At 66.7% G+C, this 21995-nt stretch carries 21 protein-coding genes; 7 read left to right on the top strand and 14 right to left on the bottom strand.

What is annotated here, in order from left to right:
- Positions 1–33: 33 nt before the first annotated feature.
- From KYC_RS07940 to KYC_RS07910, 7 genes are all read right to left on the bottom strand, one after another.
- Positions 34–900 (bottom strand): D-amino acid aminotransferase, encoded by an 867-nt coding sequence (locus KYC_RS07940; RefSeq protein WP_008160764.1) that lies wholly within the window; start codon positions 898–900, stop codon positions 34–36.
- Positions 901–1032: 132 nt separating this feature from the next.
- Positions 1033–2295, bottom strand: a complete 1263-nt coding sequence (locus tag KYC_RS07935; RefSeq protein ID WP_008160763.1) for a D-alanyl-D-alanine carboxypeptidase family protein — start codon at positions 2293–2295, stop codon at positions 1033–1035.
- Between the two features lie 154 nt (positions 2296–2449).
- Entirely contained in the window at positions 2450–3103 is a 654-nt protein-coding gene (locus KYC_RS07930; RefSeq protein ID WP_008160762.1) for an alpha/beta hydrolase, read from the bottom strand.
- A 108-nt stretch (positions 3104–3211) separates the two neighbouring features.
- Positions 3212–3817 (bottom strand): ABC-type transport auxiliary lipoprotein family protein, encoded by a 606-nt coding sequence (locus KYC_RS07925; protein ID WP_008160761.1) that lies wholly within the window; start codon positions 3815–3817, stop codon positions 3212–3214.
- Positions 3814–4770, bottom strand: coding sequence for an MlaD family protein (locus tag KYC_RS07920; RefSeq protein WP_043517868.1), 957 nt, complete (start codon positions 4768–4770; stop codon positions 3814–3816). The genes KYC_RS07925 and KYC_RS07920 overlap by 4 nt, the downstream gene beginning before the upstream one ends.
- Entirely contained in the window at positions 4757–5596 is an 840-nt protein-coding gene (locus KYC_RS07915) for an ABC transporter ATP-binding protein (protein ID WP_008160759.1), read from the bottom strand. Before KYC_RS07915 ends, KYC_RS07920 begins: the two co-directional genes overlap by 14 nt.
- Positions 5596–6726 (bottom strand): MlaE family ABC transporter permease, encoded by a 1131-nt coding sequence (locus tag KYC_RS07910; RefSeq protein ID WP_043517888.1) that lies wholly within the window; start codon positions 6724–6726, stop codon positions 5596–5598. The genes KYC_RS07915 and KYC_RS07910 overlap by 1 nt, the downstream gene beginning before the upstream one ends.
- Before the next feature lie 93 nt (positions 6727–6819).
- On the opposite strand from KYC_RS07910, the gene KYC_RS07905 reads away from it, so the two are divergent.
- From KYC_RS07905 to KYC_RS29605, 3 genes are read left to right on the top strand one after another with little or no spacing between them, the layout of a single operon-like run.
- Positions 6820–7671, top strand: a complete 852-nt coding sequence (locus KYC_RS07905) for a biotin--[acetyl-CoA-carboxylase] ligase (RefSeq protein ID WP_008160757.1) — start codon at positions 6820–6822, stop codon at positions 7669–7671.
- The gene (locus KYC_RS07900; RefSeq protein ID WP_008160756.1) at positions 7668–8474 is read left to right on the top strand and encodes a type III pantothenate kinase; all 807 of its coding nucleotides are present in this window, start codon (positions 7668–7670) and stop codon (positions 8472–8474) included. The genes KYC_RS07905 and KYC_RS07900 overlap by 4 nt, the downstream gene beginning before the upstream one ends.
- A 12-nt stretch (positions 8475–8486) precedes the next feature.
- Positions 8487–8654: a hypothetical protein gene (locus tag KYC_RS29605; RefSeq protein ID WP_008160754.1), complete on the top strand. Its 168-nt coding sequence runs from the start codon at positions 8487–8489 to the stop codon at positions 8652–8654.
- On the opposite strand, the gene KYC_RS07895 is transcribed toward KYC_RS29605, so the two are convergent.
- The 3 genes from KYC_RS07895 to KYC_RS07885 all read right to left on the bottom strand — a co-directional run bounded on the left by KYC_RS07895 (position 8651) and on the right by KYC_RS07885 (position 12245).
- Positions 8651–9943, bottom strand: a complete 1293-nt coding sequence (locus KYC_RS07895) for a 3-deoxy-D-manno-octulosonic acid transferase (RefSeq protein ID WP_008160750.1) — start codon at positions 9941–9943, stop codon at positions 8651–8653. The two genes, KYC_RS29605 and KYC_RS07895, sit on opposite strands and share 4 nt — an antisense overlap.
- A 1-nt stretch (position 9944) precedes the next feature.
- Positions 9945–10982 carry a lipopolysaccharide heptosyltransferase I gene (waaC, locus tag KYC_RS07890; protein WP_043517886.1) on the bottom strand — a complete coding sequence of 346 codons (1038 nt, stop codon included), beginning with the start codon at positions 10980–10982 and terminating at the stop codon, positions 9945–9947.
- A 159-nt stretch (positions 10983–11141) separates the two neighbouring features.
- Positions 11142–12245 carry an MraY family glycosyltransferase gene (locus KYC_RS07885; RefSeq protein WP_008160746.1) on the bottom strand — a complete coding sequence of 368 codons (1104 nt, stop codon included), beginning with the start codon at positions 12243–12245 and terminating at the stop codon, positions 11142–11144.
- A 237-nt stretch (positions 12246–12482) separates the two neighbouring features.
- Between KYC_RS07885 and pgi the strand changes: the two genes are divergently transcribed.
- The 4 genes from pgi to KYC_RS07865 all read left to right on the top strand — a co-directional run bounded on the left by pgi (position 12483) and on the right by KYC_RS07865 (position 17069).
- Complete coding sequence (gene pgi / locus KYC_RS07880; protein WP_008160744.1) at positions 12483–14063, top strand: glucose-6-phosphate isomerase; 1581 nt, start codon at positions 12483–12485, stop codon at positions 14061–14063.
- A 93-nt stretch (positions 14064–14156) separates the two neighbouring features.
- Positions 14157–14726 (top strand): SRPBCC family protein, encoded by a 570-nt coding sequence (locus tag KYC_RS07875; protein WP_008160741.1) that lies wholly within the window; start codon positions 14157–14159, stop codon positions 14724–14726.
- A 99-nt stretch (positions 14727–14825) separates the two neighbouring features.
- Positions 14826–16178, top strand: a complete 1353-nt coding sequence (locus KYC_RS07870; protein WP_008160738.1) for an MFS transporter — start codon at positions 14826–14828, stop codon at positions 16176–16178.
- A gap of 21 nt (positions 16179–16199) precedes the next feature.
- Positions 16200–17069 (top strand): DMT family transporter, encoded by an 870-nt coding sequence (locus KYC_RS07865; RefSeq protein WP_008160736.1) that lies wholly within the window; start codon positions 16200–16202, stop codon positions 17067–17069.
- A gap of 15 nt (positions 17070–17084) precedes the next feature.
- Here KYC_RS07865 and clsB read toward each other — a convergent pair whose 3' ends face one another.
- The 4 genes from clsB to KYC_RS07845 all read right to left on the bottom strand — a co-directional run bounded on the left by clsB (position 17085) and on the right by KYC_RS07845 (position 21979).
- Positions 17085–18296 (bottom strand): cardiolipin synthase ClsB, encoded by a 1212-nt coding sequence (clsB, locus tag KYC_RS07860; RefSeq protein WP_008160734.1) that lies wholly within the window; start codon positions 18294–18296, stop codon positions 17085–17087.
- Positions 18293–19159, bottom strand: coding sequence for an endonuclease/exonuclease/phosphatase family protein (locus tag KYC_RS07855; RefSeq protein ID WP_008160732.1), 867 nt, complete (start codon positions 19157–19159; stop codon positions 18293–18295). The genes clsB and KYC_RS07855 overlap by 4 nt, the downstream gene beginning before the upstream one ends.
- 326 nt (positions 19160–19485) lie before the next feature.
- Positions 19486–21273: an aspartate--tRNA ligase gene (aspS, locus tag KYC_RS07850; protein ID WP_008160730.1), complete on the bottom strand. Its 1788-nt coding sequence runs from the start codon at positions 21271–21273 to the stop codon at positions 19486–19488.
- Positions 21274–21313: 40 nt separating this feature from the next.
- Positions 21314–21979: a DUF502 domain-containing protein gene (locus KYC_RS07845; protein ID WP_043517885.1), complete on the bottom strand. Its 666-nt coding sequence runs from the start codon at positions 21977–21979 to the stop codon at positions 21314–21316.
- Positions 21980–21995 lie beyond the last annotated feature (16 nt).

Raw genomic sequence — 21995 nt, 5'->3', positions numbered from 1 at the left:
GCGGGCGGCGGCGCAGGCCGCCCGGCGCCAGAATTACAGCGCGGCGATGCGGGCATCATAACCCGCACGCAATTTCTCAAAAACGGGGCCAGGCTTGCCCGCACCTACGGGCTTGCCGTCCAGCGAGACGATGGCCAGCACTTCCTTTGTGGCGGACGACAGCATCAGTTCGTCGGCCTGTTCGACTTCCTGCTGCGAGATGCGGCGGGCCTCGAACGGAATGCCGGCTTCAAGGGCCAATTCGCCCATCAGTCCGTAGCGGATGCCTTCCAGGATCAGGTTGTTCTTGGGCGGCGCTAGCAGTTTGCCGCCCGACACCGCCCAGATGTTGGTGGACGAGCCTTCAGTCAGGTAGCCGTCGCGGAACTGCACGACTTCGTCGACGTGGGCGTCGACCGCCTGCTGTTTGGCCAGCACGTTGCCCAACAGCGAGACAGACTTGATCTCGCAATGCAGCCAGCGTTCGTCGGGGATGCTGATCGCGGCCAGGCCCTTTTCGCGCTGCGCGGCGGACGGCGGCGTCCAGGCCGAGATCATGCCGAACACCGTCGGAACCGCGGCAGGCGACGGAAATTGGTGGTCGCGCTTGGCCACGCCGCGCGTCACCTGCAGGTAGACGATGCAGGTGTCCAGGTTGGAGCGCGACAGCAGCTGCTGGATCAGGTCGATCCAGCCGGCGCGGTCGAACGGCTGCGCAATCCGCAAGGCAGCCAGGCTGCGGTCGAGGCGATCAAGGTGTTCGGCCATGCGGAACGCATTGCCTTGGTACACGGGGACGACTTCGTAGATGCCATCGCCGAAAATGAAGCCGCGGTCCAGGACGGAGACCTTGGCCTCGTCCACACGCAGGAATTCACCGTTGAGATACACCTGGCTTTCGCCCGGCACGCCCGGAATCATGAGGCACTCCTGAAGATAGAAATGAAGAGGGACGAGCCGCGCGGCCCGCCCCCGCTGAATGCAAAACGGGCGTTTCGCGCACGAAACGCCCGCTGCTAGCTTACACCCGCAGCCGGGGCCGCGGTGCCTTGTTTACTGGAACCAGCGCTTGACGGTGTCGACCATGCGGCCGAAGAAGCCGGCGCGCTCCACGGCGTCCTGCACGACCAGGGGCTCGGTGCGCAGCACCTTGCCATCCAGCGTGAATTGCAGCGTGCCGACCTGCTGGCCCTTGGCCAGCGGCGCGATCAGCGGATCGGTGCGCTGCGCGACGGGCTTGAGTTCGCCGGCCTTGCCGCGCGGGACCGCGATCGACACGGGGTTGGGCGGACCCAGCTTGACGTTTTCGGCGGTGCCTTCCCACACGCGAGCGTCGATGCCGGGCTGGCTCTTGTCGAACAGCTTGACCGTGTCGAAGTTCTGGAAGCTCCAGTTCAGCAGCTTCAGGCTTTCTTCGGCGCGCGTCGCTTCGCTGTCCGTACCCACCACGACCACCAGGATGCGGCGGTCGCCGCGCACGGCGGTAGACACCAGGCAGTAGCCGGCCGAATCGGTGTGGCCGGTCTTCATGCCGTCGACCGAGGGATCTGCCCACAGCAGGCGGTTGCGGTTGGGCTGCGTGATCTTGTTGTAGGTGTAGCTCTTCTGCTTGTAGTAGTGGAAGAAGTCCGGGTGATCGGTGATCAGGTGCGCGGACAGGGTGGCCAGGTCGCGCGTGGACGTCATGTGCTGCGGATCGGGCAAGCCCGTGGCGTTCATGAAGTGGGTGTTCTTCATGCCCAGGCGCTCGGCCTCCTGGTTCATCAGCGCGGCAAAAGCCGATTCGCTACCGCCCACGGCTTCGGCCAGCGCCACGGAGGCGTCGTTGCCCGACTGCACGATCATGCCCTGGTTCAGTTCATCCACCGTGACCGGCTTGCGCGGCTCGATGAACATGCGGGAACCACCCGTGCGCCAGGCGTGCTCGGACACGGGCACGGTCTGCTCGAGCGTCAGGCGCTTTTCTTCCAGCGCGTTGAACACGACGTAGGCCGTCATGATCTTGGTCAGCGAGGCCGGTTCGACCTTCATGTCGGGATTGGAAGCGGCCAGGGTCTGGCCGCTGTTCACGTCGATCACGATCCAGGCCTTGGCCGCGATCGTCGGCGCCGGCACGGCCGAGACATCGCCGACCGGCACCGCGCCCGAGGCCGCCGGAGCCGGCGCCGTAGCGGCGGGCGCGGCGGCGGGCGTGGCGGGCGCCTGCTGCGCCCAGGCCGGCACTGAGGCGGCCAGCATTGCCGACAGCACCGCGCCAGACAACAGGCGGCGGGTAAAGACAACGGGGGATTGGGCGGAGTAAGGCAATTTCTTCATCGGCAACATGGGTCCAGGAATGACGCCCGCCGGCGCGGGGCAAGTGGCTGACAATTATAGGCAGTCGATCAGACCCCTTCCTGCCGCGCCGGGTTCCCCGCGCGCCTAAAACATGCAACCTGATGCAACCTGTGCGGATTCGGAAGGGGCCGGCTCAGTCCAGCGCCACCTTCAGGCGCGCCTGCACCAGCTGGCGCAGGACCAGCAGCTTGCCGTGGAAGAAATGCGATGCGCCGGGCACCACCACCACGGGGATCGAGCGCGGTCGCGCCCAGTCCATGGCCTCCGACAGCGGCACGACCTCGTCCTCTTCGCCATGAACCATCAGGGTGTCGTCAGGCACCTGCACTTCATGCGACTGGAAGCGATTGACGGCCGGGCCCATCAGCATCAGGGCCGACGGCAGCACGGTGTCGCCCTGGTCCGCCAGCGCGGCGTAGGTCTGCGCGGCGACAGCGGTGCCAAACGAAAAACCCGCCAGCACCCAGGGGGCCTGCGCCAGTTCGGGGTGCAGTTCGCGCATCTGCGCCACCACGGCGAGCATGTCCTGGGTCTCGCCGACGGACTTGTCGAACGTCCCTTCGGACAGGCCGACGCCGCGGAAATTGGGGCGCACCGCAGCCAGGCCGTGCTGCACGCAGGCGCGCGACAGGGTCGTGACCACCTTGTTTTCGCGCGCGCCGCCCTGCAGCGGATGCGGATGCAGCACCAGCGCCCAGCCGCGCGGCGTGCCGGCGGGCCAGTCGATGGCGCAGTCGATGCGGCCGGCGGCGCCGACGAATGCGTGGGTTTCAGTGCGTGCGGACATGGCGTGACTCAGCGTGCGGAAAAAAGAAACGATGTTAACCGCCCGACTGTCCGCCGGGTGTCGGGACAGGCGCCCCGCGCCGCCGCAACCGGCGGCGCGAGCCAGCGCTCATCGGGCTCGCGGCGCCGGCGCCGCGGGCCTCAGCGCAGTCTCCAGCCATTGCGCCAGCTGGTCGCTGGCTTCGTCGCTGGCCTGGCGCAGCGCCGCGACGCCGCCTTCGGCATCCAATGTGGGCGCGGGCGCCTGCACCAGGATGCGCTTCTGGTCCACCACCGCGCGCCCGTTCAGCAGCACCGCCTGCAGCAGGATGCGGCCCTGGCTGGACTGGCCGTCCTCGGAGAACACCTGCTCGAACTGCGCCAGCGACACCTGCAGCTGCGGCGTCTGCAGACTGACGCGGTCATTGAGCACCGCCCCCTGGCGCGACAGGCGGTCGATGAGGCGCTGGCGCACCAGTTCGGCCGGCGATGAAGCCCAGCGGTAGGTCGCGTAGGAGCGCGGCGCGGCGCTGTCGCCCACGCGCCAGATCATGCCGGTGTCGGAGAGCGCGGGCGTTGCCTGGAACGTCAGCGCTATCGGCTCGCGCGCCGCCAGGGCCGGCGTGGGCCTGGCGTCCAGTCCCAGGTCGAAGACCTTGGGCGGCGCGGACACGCGGCCGAAGCCGCAGCCCGACAGGGCCAGGGTCAGGATCAGAATGGCGCTGCGCATCTTCATTTCGACTGCCTCCCGAATCCGGCAAAGCCGGCTTCGCCGGGTCCTGGCGCAACGGGCGCCGGACCGAACAAGAACGATTGCGGCGTGCTGTCCACGCGGCGCAAGGTGGTGGTTGCGCTGCGTGCAGCCGTGCTGACGTTGTTCGCCATGCCGGAGATCGCCGGCAGGGTTTCGCCGTCCAGCCGCGCGGCGGCCAGCGCGATGTCATTGAGACTGCGCGTGGCGACGGACAGGGGGCCATCGGGCGCATTCAGGCGGGCCAGCGACTGGCGGGCCTGCTGGGCCAGGTCTGCGATCTCGCGCGCCGCGCGGTCGGCCTGGCGCGACGTGCTGCCCAGCGACTCCATCAGCGGCCCGAGCTTGGCCATGGTGGGAGCCAGGTCGCGGCTGACGTCCTTCAGCGACTGCGAGATGTCGGTGGCGTTCTGCAGGCTGGCGGTCAGCGCCTGCACGTTCTGTTCGCTCAGCACGCGCCGTAATTGTTCGGTGGCGACCTCGACGTTGGTGAGCAGCTTGTCGCCGCGCTGCTCGATACGGTCGAGAAAGCCCGGGCGCAGCGGAATGGCGGCGGGATGCTCGGCCGTGGACACCAGACGCTTGAGCGACGTGCCATCGTCGCGCAGGTCGACGTTGGCCATGCCGGTCACGCCTTGCACGCCCAGCTCGGCCCACGTCGACTCCGTGATCGGCGTGTTCGGGGCCACGCCGATCCGGATGCGCACCTGGCCAGGCTTGTTCGGATTCAGCGCCAGCGACTGCACCCTGCCGACCGGAACGCCCTGGTAGCGCACCGCCGACTGCGGATTCAGGCCGGTGACCGCCGTGGCGGAGACGATTTCGTAGGGTTGGAGCTGGGTCCGGTCGCGGCCGATCAGGATGGCCGCCAGAGTCGCGGCGGCCAGCAGGACCAGCGTGAAGATACCGGCCATGAGGGCATGACTACGGTTTTCCATGATGCAATCCCTTCGGTGCCAGGTCCCCCAGCGCGCGCAAACCGCGCTCGCCCAGGAAGAATGTATGAATGAACGGGTGATCCACCTTCAGGACTTCAGGCACCGTGTCGCAAATGATCACCCGCTTGTCCGCCAGCACGGCGACACGTGTGGCCAGCGCAAGCAGCGTGTCCAGGTCGTGCGTCACCATGACGACGGTAAAGCCCAGTTGCCGGTGCAGGCTGCGCACCAGGTCCACGAACTCGTCGGACCGCAAGGGATCCAGGCCGGCCGTGGGTTCGTCCAGGAACAGCAATTCAGGGTCCAGCGACAGCGCCCGCGCCAGCGCCACGCGCTTGACCATGCCCCCGGACAGGTCCGAGGGACGCTTGTCCGCGTCGCGCGACGACAGGCCCACCATGGCCAGGCGGCACATGACAACGTCGCGCACGAGGTCTTCGGGCACTGTGCGCAATTCCCGCAAGGGCAACGCCACATTGTCAAACACCGACAGCGCTGAAAACAGCGCCCCCGCCTGAAACAGCATGCCCCAGCGGTATGACAGGCGGCGGCGTTCGCCCGCGGTCAGTTCGGACAGCGTGTGCCCCAGCACTTTCACGGTGCCCGCGGCAGGCACGTCCAGCCCGATGATCTGCCGCAGCAGCACCGTCTTGCCCGTGCCCGAGCCGCCCACCAGCACCAGGATCTCTCCCGGGAATACGGTCAGATCCAGGTTGTCGTGCACAACGTGGTCGCCAAAGGCGGTACGCAGGCCGCGCACCGTGATCACCGGCTCGACAGTGACGCCTTCTTCGGCGAACAGGCGGTTCTGGGTGGCGCTGTTCATCAGATGCCCACCGTGCTGAAGATGACCGCGTACACGGCGTCAAGCAGGATCACGCCGGTGATGGAGGTGACGACCGACGTCGTGGTGCCGCGCCCCAGGCTTTCGGTGTTGGGCTGGATGCGCAGGCCGAAATGGCAGGCGATCAGCCCGATCAGAATGCCGAACGTCACGCCCTTGAGCATGCCGATCCAGTAATTGGTCAGCGTGATGGCGTCCGGCAGCGACTGCAGGAACCACTGCGCCGACACGCCAAGCTGGGCCTGCGCGGCCAGCATGCCGCCCAGCAGCGCCATCGCGCTGGTCCACAGCACCAGCAGCGGCATGGTTACCGCCAGCGCGACCACGCGCGGCAGGATCAGCCGCTGTCCGTGCGAGATGCCCATGACCAGCATGGCGTCCAGTTCCTGCGTGACCCGCATGACCCCGATCTGGGCGGTAATCGCCGATCCGGAGCGGCCCGCCACCAGAATGGCGGCCAGCACCGGCCCCAGCTCGCGCACGATGGACACGCCCAGCAGACGCACGATGAAGCGGTCGGCGCCGAACATCTGAAGCTGCTGCGCGGACAGGTACGACAGCACCACGCCGATAAGAAAGCCCACCAGCGCGGTAATGCCGAGCGCCTGCGCGCCGGTGCGATACACCTGCGCCGAGATCTCGCGCCACGGGCCCAGGCGCGGCCGGCGCAGCATTGCGCCAAAGTCCAGAACCAGCTGGCCGAGCATGATTAGCAAGGCCCGGCCGTTTTCGGCGGCCCGCAGCACCGCGCTGCCCATGGCGCGCACCCAGCTCCAGGTCTCCGCCTTGGGCGGAGCCACCGGGGTCTCGCCCTTGTTCATCGCCAGCGCATTGAATACATCCTGCTGCCCCGCCCCCCAGCGCACCCGTTCGGGCATTTTTTCGCCCCAGGCCTGCCAGATGAGCAGCGCGCCGATCGTGTCCAACCGGCTGATGCCGTGCATATCCCAGCGGGCGCCGTCCTTGGCCGCGCGCGCCAGCGCCGCGCACCTGCGTTCGACCTCGCCGGCCTCGGCCAGCGCAAGCACGCTCCAGTCGCCGCCGACGTGGCAAACGCCGCCCTCGTGGCGGAAGGGTGCGGCGGCGGTCGCAAGCGGAGCTGAATGCGGCATGTCGTCGGAATAGCAATGCAAAATGTATCGCCAATCATAAACGCTAGGGCCGGTTGGCCGCGAGCACGGCCCGCGTGCCCTACAATCGCCGCCATGCCCGACCAAGTCTGCCCAATCGACCTGCCCGCCCCGGAAACCCTTGCCCGGACGCTGGGCGCGCGCCTGCCCGCCTTCCAGGACATCGCCTGGACGGAAAGCACCGGATCGACCAACGCCGACCTGCTTGCCCGCGCCCGCACGGGCGCCGGCGCGGGCAAGCCCTGGCTCCTGGGCACGCACCTGCAGGAAACCGGGCGTGGCCGCGCCGGCCGCCCCTGGCAGAACCGCTCGGGTTCCACGCTGATGTTCTCGTGCGCGTTCGACGTGCACCTGCCCGCCACGCAATTGCCGGCGCTTTCTCCGTTGGCCGGCGTGGCCGCCTGCGAGGCCCTGCGAGCGGTCGCCGGGCCCGGTTCGCAGGGGCTTTGCATGAAATGGCCCAACGACCTGCAGTGGCACGACGCCAAGCTGGCGGGCATCCTGGTCGAGACAACCCGCAACCCGGGCGGTCGCGACGCCGGTTACACGGTGGTGATCGGCATGGGCGTGAACCTGGTCGACGCCGGCGCGCTGTCACTGGCGCTGGGACGCGACGTGGCCGACTGGACCCAGGTGCAGGCCGGCGCCGCGCACGCCGCCGTCGCGGCCGACCTGGTGTGCGCCAGCGCCACGGCGTGGCATGAAGCGGTGCTGACGCTCGAGCGCGAGGGCTTCGGCGCGTTCCGGCAGCGTTTCGACCAGGTGGACGCGCTGGCGAACCGCACGGTCAACGTGCTGGATAAGGGCGCTATTCTTCTGAGCGGCACGGCCTGCGGCGTGGATGAGCAAGGCCGCCTGCTGGTGCAAACGCCCCAGGGCGCCACACCGATCTCGGTCGGTGAAATTTCGATTCGACGCCAAGCATGATTATTCTCATCGACTCCGGCAACAGCCGCCTCAAAGTGGGTTGGCTGGACGCCAGCAATCCGGACATGCCGCGCGAACCGGCCGCGATCGCCTTCGACGGCCTGGACCTCGACGCGCTGGACCGCTGGCTGGCCGCCTTGCCGCGCCCGCCCCAGCGGGCCCTAGGCGTGAACGTGGCCGGAGCCGCCCGCGGCGAGGCCATTGAAGCCATCCTGCAAAAACATGGCTGCGCCGTGACCTGGTCGCTGTCGCAGGCCACCACACTGGGCCTGGTCAACAGTTACCGCACGCCCACCCAACTGGGCGCGGACCGCTGGGCCTCGCTGCTGGGCGTGCTGTCGCGCCTGCCGGGCACCCATCCGCCTTTCGTGCTCGCCAGCTTCGGCACCGCCACCACCATCGACACGGTGGGGCCGGACAACGTTTTCGCCGGCGGCCTGATCCTGCCCGGCCCGGCCATGATGCGCCATGCCCTGGCTCATGGCACCGCCAATCTGCCGATCGCCAACGGCCAGGTCGTGCCCTACCCCACGGACACGCACGAAGCCATTGCGTCCGGCATCGCCGCGGCCCAGGCCGGCGCCGTCGTGCGCCAATGGCTGGCGGGCCGCCAGCGCTACGGCCAGACGCCGCAGATCTACGCGGCGGGCGGAGGCTGGCCCGAGGTGCATCAGGAAATCGAACGGCTGCTGGCCGACGCGGGCGGCGCGTTCGGCGCGTCCCCCGTGCCGGTGTATCTGGACCACCCTGTGCTGGACGGGCTGGCGGCGGTGGCGCGCGCCACCTTGAACACCACCCCCTGAGCGAGACCGCGCATGCGAGTGCTCTTCATCCTGATCCTGCTGGCGAACCTGGGCGTCTATGCGCTGGGACAAAGGTTTGGGGTCGGGGCGCGCCCCGAGGACGAAGGACGGGACGCGCGGCGCTTCAGCCAGGAACTCAATCCCGGCGCCGTGACGCTGGTTCCCCGCAAGGCCCCTTAGGCGCTCCGCTGGCCCGGCCGGTCCAGCCAGGGTTCCAGCGCGTCTAGCGTTCGCCGGGTTGCACCGGCGTGCATGCCGAACCAGGCAAGCGCCGCCTGACTGGCGAGCTGGCGTTGTTCTCCGTCCGCCAGCAGCGCCATCGCAGCATCCGTGGCCTGCGCTTCGTCGGGCGCCCGCAGCACCGCGCCCGCCTCGATCGCTTCCTCTGCCGCCTGCTTGAAATTGAACGTATGAGGACCCACAACGACGGGCACGCCCGCCGCGCAGGCCTCGATCAGATTTTGCCCGCCCAAGGGCGCAAAGCTGCCCGCCACGATCGCGACATCCGATGCCGCGTAATAGAACGCCATCTCGCCGAGGCTGTCGCCCAACATCACGGCGTCTTCCTGAGCCGGAACGCCGCCTTCGGACCGCCTGGTAAACCGCAGGCCCGCCTCGCGCAGCAGGCGCGCGGCCTCCTCGAAACGTTGGGGATGCCGCGGAATGAGCACGAACAGGGGCGCGCCGGGCGTTGCGGCATGCCGCTTGATCGCGTTGATGAAGGGCGCATCCTCGCCTTCCCGCGTACTGGCTACTGCAACGACCGGCCTTCCCAGCTTCTCGCGCCAGGCCTTCCCTGCCTGCACCTGCGCCGCGGGCAGGACCAGGTCGAATTTCAGGCTTCCCGTTACGATGGCCGCCGGGCTCCCCGCCCGCTCCAGGCGGTCGGCATCCTCGGCCGTCTGCGCCAGCACCACATTTAGACCCGCCAGGGCTTCGCGCATCACGCCGCCCATCCGCCCCGCCTGGCGCAGGGACGAAGCCGAAAACCGGGCGCTGACCAGGGCCATGGGCACCTTCGCGTGGCGGGCGGCGGCCAACAGGTTGGGCCAGATCTCCCGCTCTATCAGCAGACCGCAACGCGGCCGCCAGCCGGCCATGAAGCGGCGCGTCGCACCCGGAAAATCGTAGGGCATCCAGGCCTGGCGCAACTGCCCCCGGCCGATGGCGTCCTTGAACAGACGCTCGCCCTCTGCACGTCCAGTTGCCGTCATGTGCGTCAGCAGCACCGGCAAGCCGCGGTCCAGCAACGCCTGCAGCAGCGGCAGCGCGGCGCGGGTTTCGCCGAGGCTGACGGCGTGCACCCAGACGGGATCGGGCAGCGAAGAGGCAGGCGCCTCGGTGCGGCCGAAACGCTCCGCCGAGAAAATCTCCCATTGGCCTCCGGCGCGTTTGGCGCGCCGGGCCATCCACAGCCACACCAGCGGCGCCAGCGCCCTGAGCGCCAGGGTATAGACGCCGCGGTTCATGTCACTGGGCGGCCAGCGCCTGCTCGACCGAGGCCATGACAGCCTCGCGCGAAGGCGAGGCGCCGCGGTCGCCCAGACTGGCGGTGTAGTTCGAACCGACCAGGGGCGTTCTAACAGGGGTGGAGGCGCGGTAGATACCGATGGTGGGGCGGCCCAGGGCCGCCGACAGGTGCGTCAGGCCACTGTCCAGGCCCACCATCAAGCGGGCGCCAGCCAGCAGGCGCGCCACCGCGCTCAAATCCATGCGGGGCATAACCTCTGCGCCGTCCATGCCGGCCACGAGCAGGCTCGCCCGCTCGGCTTCCTGGTCATTGCCCGCCAGCAGCTTCAGGGTGCAGCCGGCCTCGCGCAGGCGACGGAAAACCACGCGCCAGTCGTCTTCGGGCCAGAGCTTGTCGTCGCGGCTGGCGGACGGCATGATCACCGCGTAGCCACGGTCGGTGTCCAGATGATGAAGCCGCGGAAGCTCCGTGACGTTCAAGCCCGCGCTGCCTACTTCCAGGACGGGTTCGGGAGCCTGCGTCGCCTGCCGGGCAAAGCCCTGCAGGCCGAAATCCGGCTGGCCGGCATATTGATAGCCGAACGTCAGGCCAGCCAGCTTGCGCTGGCGGATCACGGCTGGCTGCCAGAACTCCACCCGATGGCGCACGTTATAGAAAAGGGAAGCCAGGGGTTCGCGCGCCGAACGCCAGTCCAGGCCATGCTTGACGCCCTGGGTCTGGCGCACCAGCCACGCCGATTTCAGCAGCGCCTGCATGTCCAGCACGATGTCGTAGCGCACGGATCGCAGGCGTTCTCGCAGCGCGCGGCGTTCGGCCCGCACTTGCGCTGACCACCAGGACTTGCGCCAGCGGCGATGCGCGACTTTGATGATTTCGTTAACGGCTGGATGCCAGGACGGGATCTCGGCGAACGCTTCCTCGACGACCCAGTCGATCTGCGCGTCGGGAACATGCCGGGCGATATCCGTGATCGCCGGCAGCATGTGGACGAGGTCGCCCAGGGAGGACGTGCGGACAATGAGAATTCGTGTGGGCATGAGCAAGGATTCGTGCTTGGAGCCGCCCTTTGGCCGATGATGGCGGGCACCGTTCAACGCAGCCCGAACTGTACAACAACAATGGGCTTTGCAGCGTAGCCGGGCCGGCCCTGGGGCGCTGCCCGGGCGCGGGTAATGCCTATCGCCGCGGCGCGACGGTCACTGCCGCTTCTTTTTCTTGAGAATCATCCATTTCGGCATGCGGAACAGCACCAGGCGGCGGTATAGCACCACATAGGTTGTGGAGAACACCGCCGTGAATAGCATCAGCAGATAGGGCTGCTGCCAGAACAGCACTGCGGGAATGACGGCCAGGGACGACAACAGCCACAGATAAGGAGACGTCATCGAGTTGCGCTGAGTCTGGTGGCGCATTTCGCGCGATCCGATCGCCCAGCGGACCAGCCGCTTATAGATAAGCATGTGCAGGTGCACGCCGTCAGGCGCGCCGGGAGAGCGGCCGCGCAGCCACTTCTTCCGGTATATCGAAAACAGGGTCTCGAAAACGGGGTAAATGCACAAGAGCAGCGGAAACCAGGCCGAAACCTCGGGATGCCTGGCCAGCATCAGCACTGACAGTTCGCCAATAATAAACCCGAGAAAATAGGCGCCGCCGTCGCCAAGGAATATATGGCCATGCGGATAGTTCCAGACCAGGAATCCGATAACTGCGCCCATGGTGCTCAGCGCCACGATCAGGAGAAAACGGTCGCCCAGATAAAACGATACGTAGGCAAAGCCCGCCAATATCATTGCTGAAACAACGGCCGCCAGGCCGTTATAACCATCAATAATGTTTATTGCGTTGGCGGCGCCCCCGATCGCGACTGACGTGAATACCAGCGACACCACCCCGAACTGCAGCAGCCAATCCACGCCGATAATGTCGACACGAGTTACCGCGGCGCCAAGAAAATAATAGGCCGCTGCTCCGGACAGGATCGCCAGGCCCAGGCGAACCAATACGCGGACCTGTTTGGTCAAATCCTCCGCGAAACCGCCAAGGAACGCAGGCATGCCCGCAGCAATGAGCAGCACCATATTCGGCAGCACATCGGGTTCGCGCACCGCCACCAGCGCGCAGGTGACGCCGCTTGCGATCAGCAGCGACAGGCCGCCAATACGCGGGACGGGAGCCGAATGATACTTTTGCACACCTTCCAAATCATGATCAGCCGTAAGGCCATCATGCCAAGAGCGGTAGCGGACGATCAGCAAGGTTGAAATGAGCGAAACCAGAAACGCTACAAGGACGTACAGCATGGAAGGGCGCGCCTGATGGAATAGGCGCGATTGTAGCGTCAGACGCGGACAAGCCACGAAAGCAATAACGACAACTTTGCAAAAGAATAGAAACGAGGCTTGCAAAATAAAAAGGGCCTGCATCAATCCGGGACGAACAGCTAAACTCCCGGTCTGCTCGATGGCGAAAAGCCATTGGCCGATGATCCGGCCCGCCGGTAGAATCCACTTCCAGTATTAAGACGTATTCTCGAAAATATGCATCCTGTCCAACCTGCCGACCACGCGAGCCTGCCGCACCTGCCCGAATGGAAGGCATATTCCGAAGCCGTGCTGGAAGCCTCGTTTTGCACCGACGACCTTCACCTCGTTCACGCCGCCGGCCTCACCATCGACCTCAGCGCGCAAGTGGATTCGCCCGCAGCCCGGCAGGCGGCCGAGAACCTCCTGAACGCCCGCGGCTTTGATTCCGCCCGCAAAGCCCTGCTGGCAGGCGAACACGTGAACCGGACCGAGGACCGCGCCGCCTGGCACACCATGCTGCGGGCGCCCGAACCCATCGAAGCCGTCGCGAACGAACATCGGCGTGTGCGCGAATTCGTGCTGGACGCAGACGCGCAAGGCAAGTGGAAATCCATCATCCACATCGGGATTGGCGGTAGCGATTGGGGCGTGCGCCTGGCTACCGACGCCTGCGGCGGCTACGGCTCGCGCCGCATCCTGAAATTTGTCGCCAATATTGACGGGCACGCCATCGAGGACGCGATCCTGGGCATGGATCCCCGGGAAACGCTGGTCGTGGCGACCTCCAAATCCTTCACCACCACGGAAACCTTGGCCAACCTCCGGCGCGCCATCCAGTGGCTGGCCGACAGCGGCATCGAGAACCCCTACGAACAAGTCGTCGCCATCACAGCCAAACCGGCTGCCGCCGCTCAGCTCGGCATCCCCGACAGCCAGATCTTCAAGTTCTGGGACTGGGTGGGCGGCCGCTATTCGTTGTGGTCGGCCGTTGGCCTGCCCGTAGCGCTGGCAGTGGGCCTGGACGTGGTCGAAGGCATTCGTGCCGGCGCCGCCGCCATGGACGCCCACTTCGCCCAGGCGGACATCGCCGACAACGCGCCGGTCCAATTGGCGCTGGCCGGCGTGGCCAATCGCAGCGTGCTGGGCTATGGGTCTCTCAGCATCGCCGCCTACGACGCCCGCCTGCAATACCTGGCGCCCTATCTGCAGCAGCTCGACATGGAATCGCTGGGCAAGTCCGTCGACCTGGCTGGCCAGCCAGTGGGCGTACCGACCGGACCCTCGGTCTGGGGCATGCCGGGCACCGACGGTCAGCACACATTCTTCCAGTGGCTGCACCAGGGCACCGACGGCGCCGCGGTGGATTTCATTATGTGCCGCGAAGCCGATCACCAGTGGGTCGAAGAACACGCCATGCTGCTGGCCAATTGCCTGGCGCAGCGCCAGACGCTGCTGCGCGGCACCTCGTTCGAAGCGGACCGCGCCGCCCTGCTCGCCCAAGGCATGCCGGAGGACAATGCGCAATGGCTCGCCAGCCATCGCCACCACCGCGGCGGCCGTCCGTCGACGCTGATCGTGCTGCCGCGCCTCACGCCCCACGCAATGGGCGCCCTGCTGGCGCTTTACGAACACAAGGTATTCGTCCAGGCGCTGATCTGGGGTATCAATCCATTCGATCAATGGGGGGTCGAGGCCGGCAAGAAGATGGCCAGCGGCATCCTTCAAGAACTGCATGGCGAAGCGCAGACGGCCTCGCACGACCAGTCGACTCGGCACTGGATCTCGCTTCTTGCGGGGGATCGGCAGGGCCGCTGAGGCGGGCGGGCCCGGCCATTTCCCCGCGGGAGATAGCCAAACCCGCCATTTGGGCACAGAATGCTCCTATAGCGTTTCTATAAGGAGACAGCCATGCGCATTGCCGATGCCCAATGGATTCCTTCGACGCAGCACCAGACATGGGATGCGTTGACCGACCCGCGAGTGCTGCAGAAATGCATTCCGGGCTGCGTGGAAGTGGCTATGCGCAGCCCGACCGAATACGCGGTCACGCTGCGCGCCAAGATCGCCGGGATAGACACCGACTACGAAGGCGAGATCCTGCTTTCCGATGTCAACGCTCCCGACAGCTGCACGCTGGTGTTCGAAGGCAAGGGACGCGCCGCCTGCCTGGCGATCGGCACCGCCCAGATCAACCTGACCACCAAGGACGAGGGCACGCGCGTGGCCTATACCGTGGCCGGCATGGCGGGCGGGAAGCTGGCCGAGTGCGGGGAAAGCGTGCTCCTGAAGGCCGGCGAGAAGATCATCGAGAAGTTCTTCGCAGGCTTCATCGACCACATGGCGGCGCAGCCGCGGCTGGCGCCCCCGCCGCCGCCTCCTGAACCCGAGGCCCGCGGCCTCTCGAATTCGCGCTGGTCGTGGATGCTGGTCGTGCTGGTGATCGCTGTTTTCTGGGGATATCACACGTTCTACAAGTGATAACCCTAGGGTGCCGGTGATATCCTTGGCGGCATGACTCCGTCGCCGCCACCGCCCCAGCCAGCCGCCGCTCCCGCCCGCTCCCGCCGGGACCTCCTGATGGCGATGGCCGGCGTGTCGGCAACGGTTGTGCTAGCCGCCCTGGACTCCACCATCATCAGCACCACGCTGCCCCGGGTAGCCGAAGCGCTCGACGGCATGGCGCTGTACGCCTGGGTCGGAACGGGCTACCTGCTGGCCACCGCAGCGTCCATCCTGATCTTTGGCCGGCTGGGCGACATGTTCGGCCGCAAGCCGCTGATGCTGGTTTCGGTCCTGATCATCGCGCTCGGCTCCATCGCCTGTGGCCTGGCGCAGTCCATGACCCAACTGATCGTGTTCCGCACCCTGCAGGGGATCGGCGGGGGCATGATGATCGCCACCGCGTTCGCGGCGCCTGCCGACCTGTTCCCGGACGCCAAGCAGCGGGTCAGATGGATGGCGCTGGTGTCGGCGGCGTTCGCCATGGCCAGCGGCATCGGCCCGGTCCTGGGCGGCGCCGCCACGCAGGCGCTGGGCTGGCGCGCGGCTTTCTTCATTTCTCCGATCGCGGCGGCCGGCGCTTTCTTCCTGCTGGCGCGCTATTTCCCCCGCATCCGTCCCATCCATGACGGCAGCCGCAAGATCGACTGGGTGGGCGCCATCCTGCTGGTGCTGTCCGTGGGGGCTCCGCTGGCCGCCCTGGAACTGGCCTTTGCCCGCGGCGACCACGCGCATCCCATGCTGGGCCTGGGGCTGGCGCTGGTGGGCGTGGCGGCGATCGCCATCCTGATTCCGACGGAACGGCGCGTCAAGTCGCCCATCTTCCCGCTGCGCGTGCTGTCCGGACGCGACCCCCGCCTGCTGAACCTGGCCGCGATGATGGTGGGCGCGGTGATGTTTATCCTGATCTTCTACAGCCCGCTGCTGCTGCAGCAGGTGCTGGGCTATACCCCCAGCGAGGCCGGCCTGCTGCTTACGCCGCTGGTCGCCGCGATCTCGGTGGGCAGCATCATCAACGGCCGGCTGTTTCCCAAGCAGACCGAACCCCAGCGGCTGATGGTGTTCGGCGGGGCGCTGCTTGCGGCCGGGTCGTTGATGGTGCTGCTCATTTCGCCCGGGACCTCCGCCTGGTGGATACTGGCCGCCTTTTTCGTTAACGGCTGCGCGCTGGGCTTCCTGCTGCCCAACCTGACGCTGTTCATGCAGATGCTCAGCGAACGCCGCGACGTCGGCGTCGCGTCTGCGCTGGTGCAGACGACGCGCGCCATCGGCAGCGCGCTGGGCACCGCCCTGGTCGGGATTATGATTTCCCACAGCACGGTGCTAAACGGAGTGCGCACGGGCCTGGTCCTGTGTATCGTCCTGTCCCTGACCTGCGCAGCGCTTGCGCATCGGGTCAAGATGAAGAATCTGGCCACGGGCCGGAAATAAGGCGTACACCCGAGACAAAACATGCGTCAACGCAATCTGATGGACCTGCTGCTCCTGGCCGCCGTCTGGGGCGGCTCCTTCCTGTTCATGCGGGTGGCGGTCAAGGAATTCGGCCCGATCGCGCTGATCGAGCTGCGCGTGGGCCTGGCCGCCCTGTTCCTGCTGCCGGCCGCGATGTGGCGCGGCAAGCTGCCCCTGATTGCCCGCCATTGGAAGGCGCTGCTGGTGGTCGGCACGCTGAATGCCGCCGTGCCGTTCTTGCTGTACGCCTATGCCGCCCAGTCGCTGGGCGCCGGCTTCCTGTCGGTGGCCAATGCGGTGACGCCCGTGTGGGGTGCGGTGGTCGGCTGGCTGTGGCTCAAGGACAAGCTGCCCTGGATGCGGTCGCTGGGCCTGCTGATCGGGCTGGTGGGGATCATCGTGCTGGTTTGGGACAAGCTGGACTTCCAGGCCGGCGGGACCGGCCCGGCCGTACTGGCGGCCGTCTCGGCGCCCGTCTTCTACGGCATCGCGGCAAACTGGACCAAACGGTTTCTGAGCGGCGTGGACGCGCTGGCCAGCGCCACGGGCAGCATGATCGCGGCTTCGCTCGTGCTGCTGCCCCTGGCCATCCCCGCCTGGCCCGACGCGCCCGCCTCGGCGTCGGCCTGGATATCCACGATCCTGCTTGCGGTGGTCTGCACCGGCGCCGCCTACATCATCTTTTTTCGCCTGATCGCCAATGTGGGGCCGACCGGGGCAGTCAGCGTCACCTTCCTGGTGCCGATCTTCGGCGTCGTCTGGGGCGCGTGGCTGCTCGATGAAGCGCTCACGCCGTCCATCGTGATCGGCGCCGCCATCATTCTGGTTGGGACCGCATTGGCATTGGGCCTGCTCAAGCCGCGCGCCTGACGTCTCCCGCCCTGTTCAGTACTTGTCGGACGTGCCGGTAAGCGCCACGCCGATACGCAGCAAGATATAGGACGCGGCGTCGACCCAGCGCCGCAGCCATCCCCGGCGCTGGTATTCCAGCGGCCGGACGAACCGCCCGCCCTCGCGAATGGCCGCCTCCAGGCGTTCCTGCAAATCCCACGCGAAAGGCTGATTGTCCACGACCACGTTGGCCTCGCGCGCCAGCAACAGGCTGAAGGGGTCGAGGTTGGACGAACCGACCGTCGCCACATTGTCGATCACCGCCACCTTGGCGTGCAGGTAGCCCGGCATGTATTCGTAGATCTCGATGCCGTCGCGCAGCAGCTGGTCATAGAGCGAACGCGTAGCGTGGTATTGCATCCGGTATTCGACCTTGCCCTGAAGCAGCAGGCGCACGCGCACCCCTCGGGCTGCGGCCTTGGCCAGCGCGCGCCGGAACTTGATGCCGGGAAAGAAATACGCGTTGGCGATCAGGATGTCGCGCCGAGCCTGCGAGATGCCGAAAAGGTAGGCGCGCTCGAACGTCTGGCGAAAGCGCAGGTTGTCGCGCAGCACCAGCGCGGCCCGCAGATTCCCGCAGGGCGCCACCCGCGCATGGCGCGGCTTGAGCAGCCGCATGCGATTCCAGTCGCGCGGATGCCGCCGAAGGCGCGCCCAATTCAGGCGCACCCACAGCAGTTCCTGCGCATAGGCAGCCTGGGCGACCAGCGGACCCTCGATCTGCACGGCAAAATCAAAACGCGGCGCGGAGATGCCGTCGGTCGGATCCAGATCGTCGTAGTCGTCGATGATATTGATGCCGCCGATGAAGGCGACGCGGCCATCGACGATGGTGACCTTGCGATGCAGGCGCCGCAGGCGGCTGCGCGATGGAATGAAGCGCGCAAACCAGCGCGGTTCGGGCCGGAAGATGCGGCATTGCGCACCGGCGTTGGTCAGCGCCGTGCGCACCTGTTCCGCCTGCATGGCGCTGCCGAAGCCATCCAGGACGACGCGCACCTTCACGCCGCGCCGGGCGGCCGAAGCCAGGCAGTCCAGCACCCGCGAACCTGTGCGGTCCACCATAAAGATGTAGGTCTCCAGGTGCACACTGACGGTAGCCGCATCAATCGCCGCGCACAACGCGGGGAAAAAATCGGCGCCGTTCTGCAGCAAGCGGATATCGTTGCCCGGCGCCCATTCCAGCCTGTCCTGCTCGGCCTTCACGGAAGTTCAAGCTCCGCCAGCAAGGGAGAATGATCGGACAGTTTGGCCCATTCGCGGCCGCGCAGCACACGCGCGCTGCGCACCGCGAAGCCGCGCTGATAGATGCGGTCAAGCCGGAACCAGGGGAACACGGCCGGGAACGTGCGCGGAGGCGGCAGCAAGAGGCTCGAACTGCCGCCCATGCCCAGCTGATTGGTGCGCTCCATGACGGAAACGCCGCTGTTGGGCAGGCCGCGCAGCGCGTTGCTAAGGCGCTTGACCGAGTCGCGCAGGCGCGGCAGGTCGCCGCCGTGGCTGCGCGGCGCATGCGAGAACACCTCGTACAGGCCGAGCTGCTGCACGAACATAGGCGCCAGGCGGTCGTTCCAGTCGTTGAAATCGCCCGCGATGAGGATGGGTTCGCCGTCGGGCACCATGCGCTTGATGCGTTCGGTCAGCGCCAGGATCTGGCGGCTGCGGCTGCCGGCGAACAGGCCCAGGTGCACCACGAAACAATGCACCGCGCGACCGCCGAGTTCAACGCGCGCATGCAGCAGGCCGCGTTGCTCCAGACGATGGTCGGAGATATCGAGATTTTCGTGGTCAAGAATGGGGTAGCGCGACAGCAGCGCGTTGCCGTGATCCGTCGCATGGCGGATCGCGTTGCGGCCATAGGCCACATCCAGCCGCAGCGCCGCGGCCAGGGATTCATGCTGTGCATCGAGCAGCGACTTCTGCTCGTTGCGGCCCTGGACCTCCTGGAGGAAGACCAGGTCGGGACGCAGGCCATACAGGCCCAGGCGGAGTTCATTCAGGGAGTCGCGCCGGCCCAACGCCGAACGGCCCTTATGGATGTTGTAGCTGACGACTCGGATGAGCGACATGGAAGCAATGGCGCCTTTCAAATCTTGGGAACCACCGGCCGGGTTCCGAAAGGACGTCCAGCCAGCCGCCGCCATTCCCGGCGGCGTTAGCCAGATTACTCCATTTCAGCCGGCCCTTCCCACATTTGCGGCGCCGCCATCGCTACGGGCGCGCAATCCACAGGGGTGGCATGCACTCACACGCACAAGCGATACGACTCATCCAGTCGAGGCAACAGCGACGCAAGGCGCTGATGCCCCCAAGCGCACCGCAGCGGATCCGGCTCTGCCGGTCCGCCAGCGGGCCCCCTCGAGGGGGAAGCGCCGAAGGCGCTGCGGGGGTGGGGTTACGCTTTTTCGACGTTGCGCAGACGGATGTGCAGTTCGCGCAATTGCTTTTCGTCGACTTCCGACGGCGCTTGCGTCAGCAGATCCTGGGCGCGCTGCGTCTTCGGGAAGGCGATCACGTCGCGGATAGATTCAGCGCCGGTCATCATCGTTACGATGCGGTCCAGGCCGAAGGCGATGCCGCCATGCGGAGGCGCGCCATACTGCAGCGCGTCCAGCAGGTAGCCGAACTTCTCGCGAGCTTCCTCGGCGCCGATTTTCAGCGCGCGGAACACCTTGCTCTGCACTTCCTCGCGGTGGATACGGACCGAGCCGCCGCCGATTTCCCAGCCGTTCAGCACCATGTCGTAGGCCTTGGCGAACGCCTTGCTGGGATCGGTCTCCAGGAAGTCTTCGTGGCCATCCTTCGGGCTGGTGAACGGGTGGTGGGCAGCGGTGTAGCGGCCGTCTTCCTCGTCGTATTCGAACATCGGGAAGTCGACCACCCACAGCGGCTTCCAGCCGGCCGTGAACAGGCCGGACTTCTTGCCGAATTCGCTGTGGCCGATCTTCACACGCAGCGCGCCGATGGCGTCGTTGACCACTTTCTCGCGGTCCGCGCCGAAGAAAATGATGTCGCCGTCCTGGGCGCCCGTGCGCTTGACGAGTTCGGCCAGGGCCGCATCGTGCAGGTTTTTGACGATGGGCGATTGCAGGCCGTCGCGGCCCTTGGCCACTTCGTTGACCTTGATGTAGGCCAGGCCCTTGGCGCCGTAGATGCCGACGAACTGGGTGTAGGCGTCGATCTCGCTGCGCGACATCTCGGCGCCGCCCGGAACGCGCAGGGCGACCACGCGGCTGCCGGGCGCGGTGGCGGCGGCGGCGAACACCTTGAAGTCCACGTCGCGCATGACGTCGGTCATGTCGGTGAATTCCAGCTGCACGCGCAGGTCCGGCTTGTCCGAACCGTAGCGGCGCATCGCTTCCGTCCAGGGCATGATCGGGAACGGCGACGGCAGGTCGACGCCCTGCACCACCTTGAACACGTGGCGGATCAGGTTCTCGAAGATTTCACGGATCTCGATTTCGCTCAGGAACGACGTTTCGCAGTCGATCTGGGTGAATTCCGGCTGGCGGTCGGCGCGCAGGTCTTCGTCGCGGAAGCACTTGGTGATCTGGTAGTAGCGGTCAAAGCCCGACACCATCAGCATCTGCTTGAACAGCTGCGGCGACTGCGGCAGCGCGAAGAAGTGGCCGGCGTTCACACGCGAGGGCACCAGGTAATCGCGCGCGCCTTCGGGCGTGCTCTTGGCCAGCATGGGGGTTTCGATGTCGATGAAGCCCAGCCCGTCCAGGAACTTGCGCGTTTCGATGGACACGCGGTAGCGCAGCATCAGGTTGCGCTGCATCTGCGGGCGGCGCAGGTCCAGCACGCGGTGCGTCAGGCGGGTGGTTTCCGACAGGTTGTCGTCATCCAGCTGGAACGGCGGCGTAACCGACGCGTTCAGGATTTCGACTTCCTTGCAGAGCACTTCGATCTCGCCCGAGGCCAGCTCGGTGTTGGCCGTGCCAGCGGGACGCTCGCGCACCAGGCCGGTGACGCGGACGCAGAATTCGTTGCGCAGGCGTTCGGCGGTGGCGAAAGCGGCGTTGTCCGGATCGAACACGATCTGGGCCAGGCCCGCGCGATCACGCAGATCAATGAAGATGACCCCGCCGTGGTCACGGCGGCGGTTCACCCAGCCGTACAGGGTGACGGTCTGGCCGAGATGGTCACGGCAAACCTGGCCGGTGTAGCAGGTACGCATGCGGGATGACTCCGTTGTGTGCTTTGTTTGAGCGTAAGGGTTACGAATCGGCGCGAGGCGCGTCTTGCACGCCCGGCGCCGGAGAGAGCGGTGCCGGCCGGACCGCGGGCGTCGCCGCCTGGACCGGGGCGACAACGCCCATGGAAACGATGTACTTCAATGCCGCGTCCACGCTCATCTGAAGGTCGATCGCGTCGGCGCGAGGCACCATCAGAAAAAAGCCGGACGTGGGATTCGGCGTGGTCGGCACGTACACGCTGATGTGGTCGCCAGGCAGGCTGGCGGCCACTTCACCGCTGGGCGTGCCGGTGACGAAAGCAATGGTCCAGGAACCCGCCCGCGGATACTGCACCAGCACCGCGCGGCGGAACGCCTGTCCGTTCGGGGCAAGCACGGTATCGCTGACCTGCTTGACCGAGTTGTAGATGGATCGCACCAGAGGAATACGGCCCAGCAGGCTTTCCCACTGGTCCACCATGGTACGGCCGATCAGGTTGGCCGCGAATATGCCCGTCAGAAGCACCACCGCGATGACCAGGACGAAGCGGAAGCCGGGGATGTCGACGCCGAACAGCGATTCGGACGACAGAAAGCCAGGCACGAACCCTTCCAGGGTGGCGACCAGCAGCCCCAGCACCCACACCGTGATGACCAGGGGAACCCAGATCAGCAGGCCGGTGATGAAGTACTTCTTGATGACGCGCATCCGCATCGCATGCGCT

It is taken from the genome of Achromobacter arsenitoxydans SY8 (genome assembly GCF_000236785.1).
Classification (GTDB): Bacteria; Pseudomonadota; Gammaproteobacteria; order Burkholderiales; family Burkholderiaceae_B; genus Achromobacter; species Achromobacter arsenitoxydans.
This window is presented reverse-complemented; position numbering and strand designations above follow the sequence as displayed.

Coding starts and splice junctions, on each gene's coding strand:
- KYC_RS07940 (WP_008160764.1), bottom strand. CDS start 900: ATGATTCCGGGCGTGCCGGGCGAAAGCCAGGTGTATCTCAACGGTGAA.
- KYC_RS07935 (WP_008160763.1), bottom strand. CDS start 2,295: ATGAAGAAATTGCCTTACTCCGCCCAATCCCCCGTTGTCTTTACCCGC.
- KYC_RS07930 (WP_008160762.1), bottom strand. CDS start 3,103: ATGTCCGCACGCACTGAAACCCACGCATTCGTCGGCGCCGCCGGCCGC.
- KYC_RS07925 (WP_008160761.1), bottom strand. CDS start 3,817: ATGAAGATGCGCAGCGCCATTCTGATCCTGACCCTGGCCCTGTCGGGC.
- KYC_RS07920 (WP_043517868.1), bottom strand. CDS start 4,770: ATGGAAAACCGTAGTCATGCCCTCATGGCCGGTATCTTCACGCTGGTC.
- KYC_RS07915 (WP_008160759.1), bottom strand. CDS start 5,596: ATGAACAGCGCCACCCAGAACCGCCTGTTCGCCGAAGAAGGCGTCACT.
- KYC_RS07910 (WP_043517888.1), bottom strand. CDS start 6,726: ATGCCGCATTCAGCTCCGCTTGCGACCGCCGCCGCACCCTTCCGCCAC.
- KYC_RS07905 (WP_008160757.1), top strand. CDS start 6,820: ATGCCCGACCAAGTCTGCCCAATCGACCTGCCCGCCCCGGAAACCCTT.
- KYC_RS07900 (WP_008160756.1), top strand. CDS start 7,668: ATGATTATTCTCATCGACTCCGGCAACAGCCGCCTCAAAGTGGGTTGG.
- KYC_RS29605 (WP_008160754.1), top strand. CDS start 8,487: ATGCGAGTGCTCTTCATCCTGATCCTGCTGGCGAACCTGGGCGTCTAT.
- KYC_RS07895 (WP_008160750.1), bottom strand. CDS start 9,943: ATGAACCGCGGCGTCTATACCCTGGCGCTCAGGGCGCTGGCGCCGCTG.
- waaC (WP_043517886.1), bottom strand. CDS start 10,982: ATGCCCACACGAATTCTCATTGTCCGCACGTCCTCCCTGGGCGACCTC.
- KYC_RS07885 (WP_008160746.1), bottom strand. CDS start 12,245: ATGCTGTACGTCCTTGTAGCGTTTCTGGTTTCGCTCATTTCAACCTTG.
- pgi (WP_008160744.1), top strand. CDS start 12,483: ATGCATCCTGTCCAACCTGCCGACCACGCGAGCCTGCCGCACCTGCCC.
- KYC_RS07875 (WP_008160741.1), top strand. CDS start 14,157: ATGCGCATTGCCGATGCCCAATGGATTCCTTCGACGCAGCACCAGACA.
- KYC_RS07870 (WP_008160738.1), top strand. CDS start 14,826: ATGGCGATGGCCGGCGTGTCGGCAACGGTTGTGCTAGCCGCCCTGGAC.
- KYC_RS07865 (WP_008160736.1), top strand. CDS start 16,200: ATGCGTCAACGCAATCTGATGGACCTGCTGCTCCTGGCCGCCGTCTGG.
- KYC_RS07855 (WP_008160732.1), bottom strand. CDS start 19,159: ATGTCGCTCATCCGAGTCGTCAGCTACAACATCCATAAGGGCCGTTCG.
- aspS (WP_008160730.1), bottom strand. CDS start 21,273: ATGCGTACCTGCTACACCGGCCAGGTTTGCCGTGACCATCTCGGCCAG.
- KYC_RS07845 (WP_043517885.1), bottom strand. CDS start 21,979: ATGCGCGTCATCAAGAAGTACTTCATCACCGGCCTGCTGATCTGGGTT.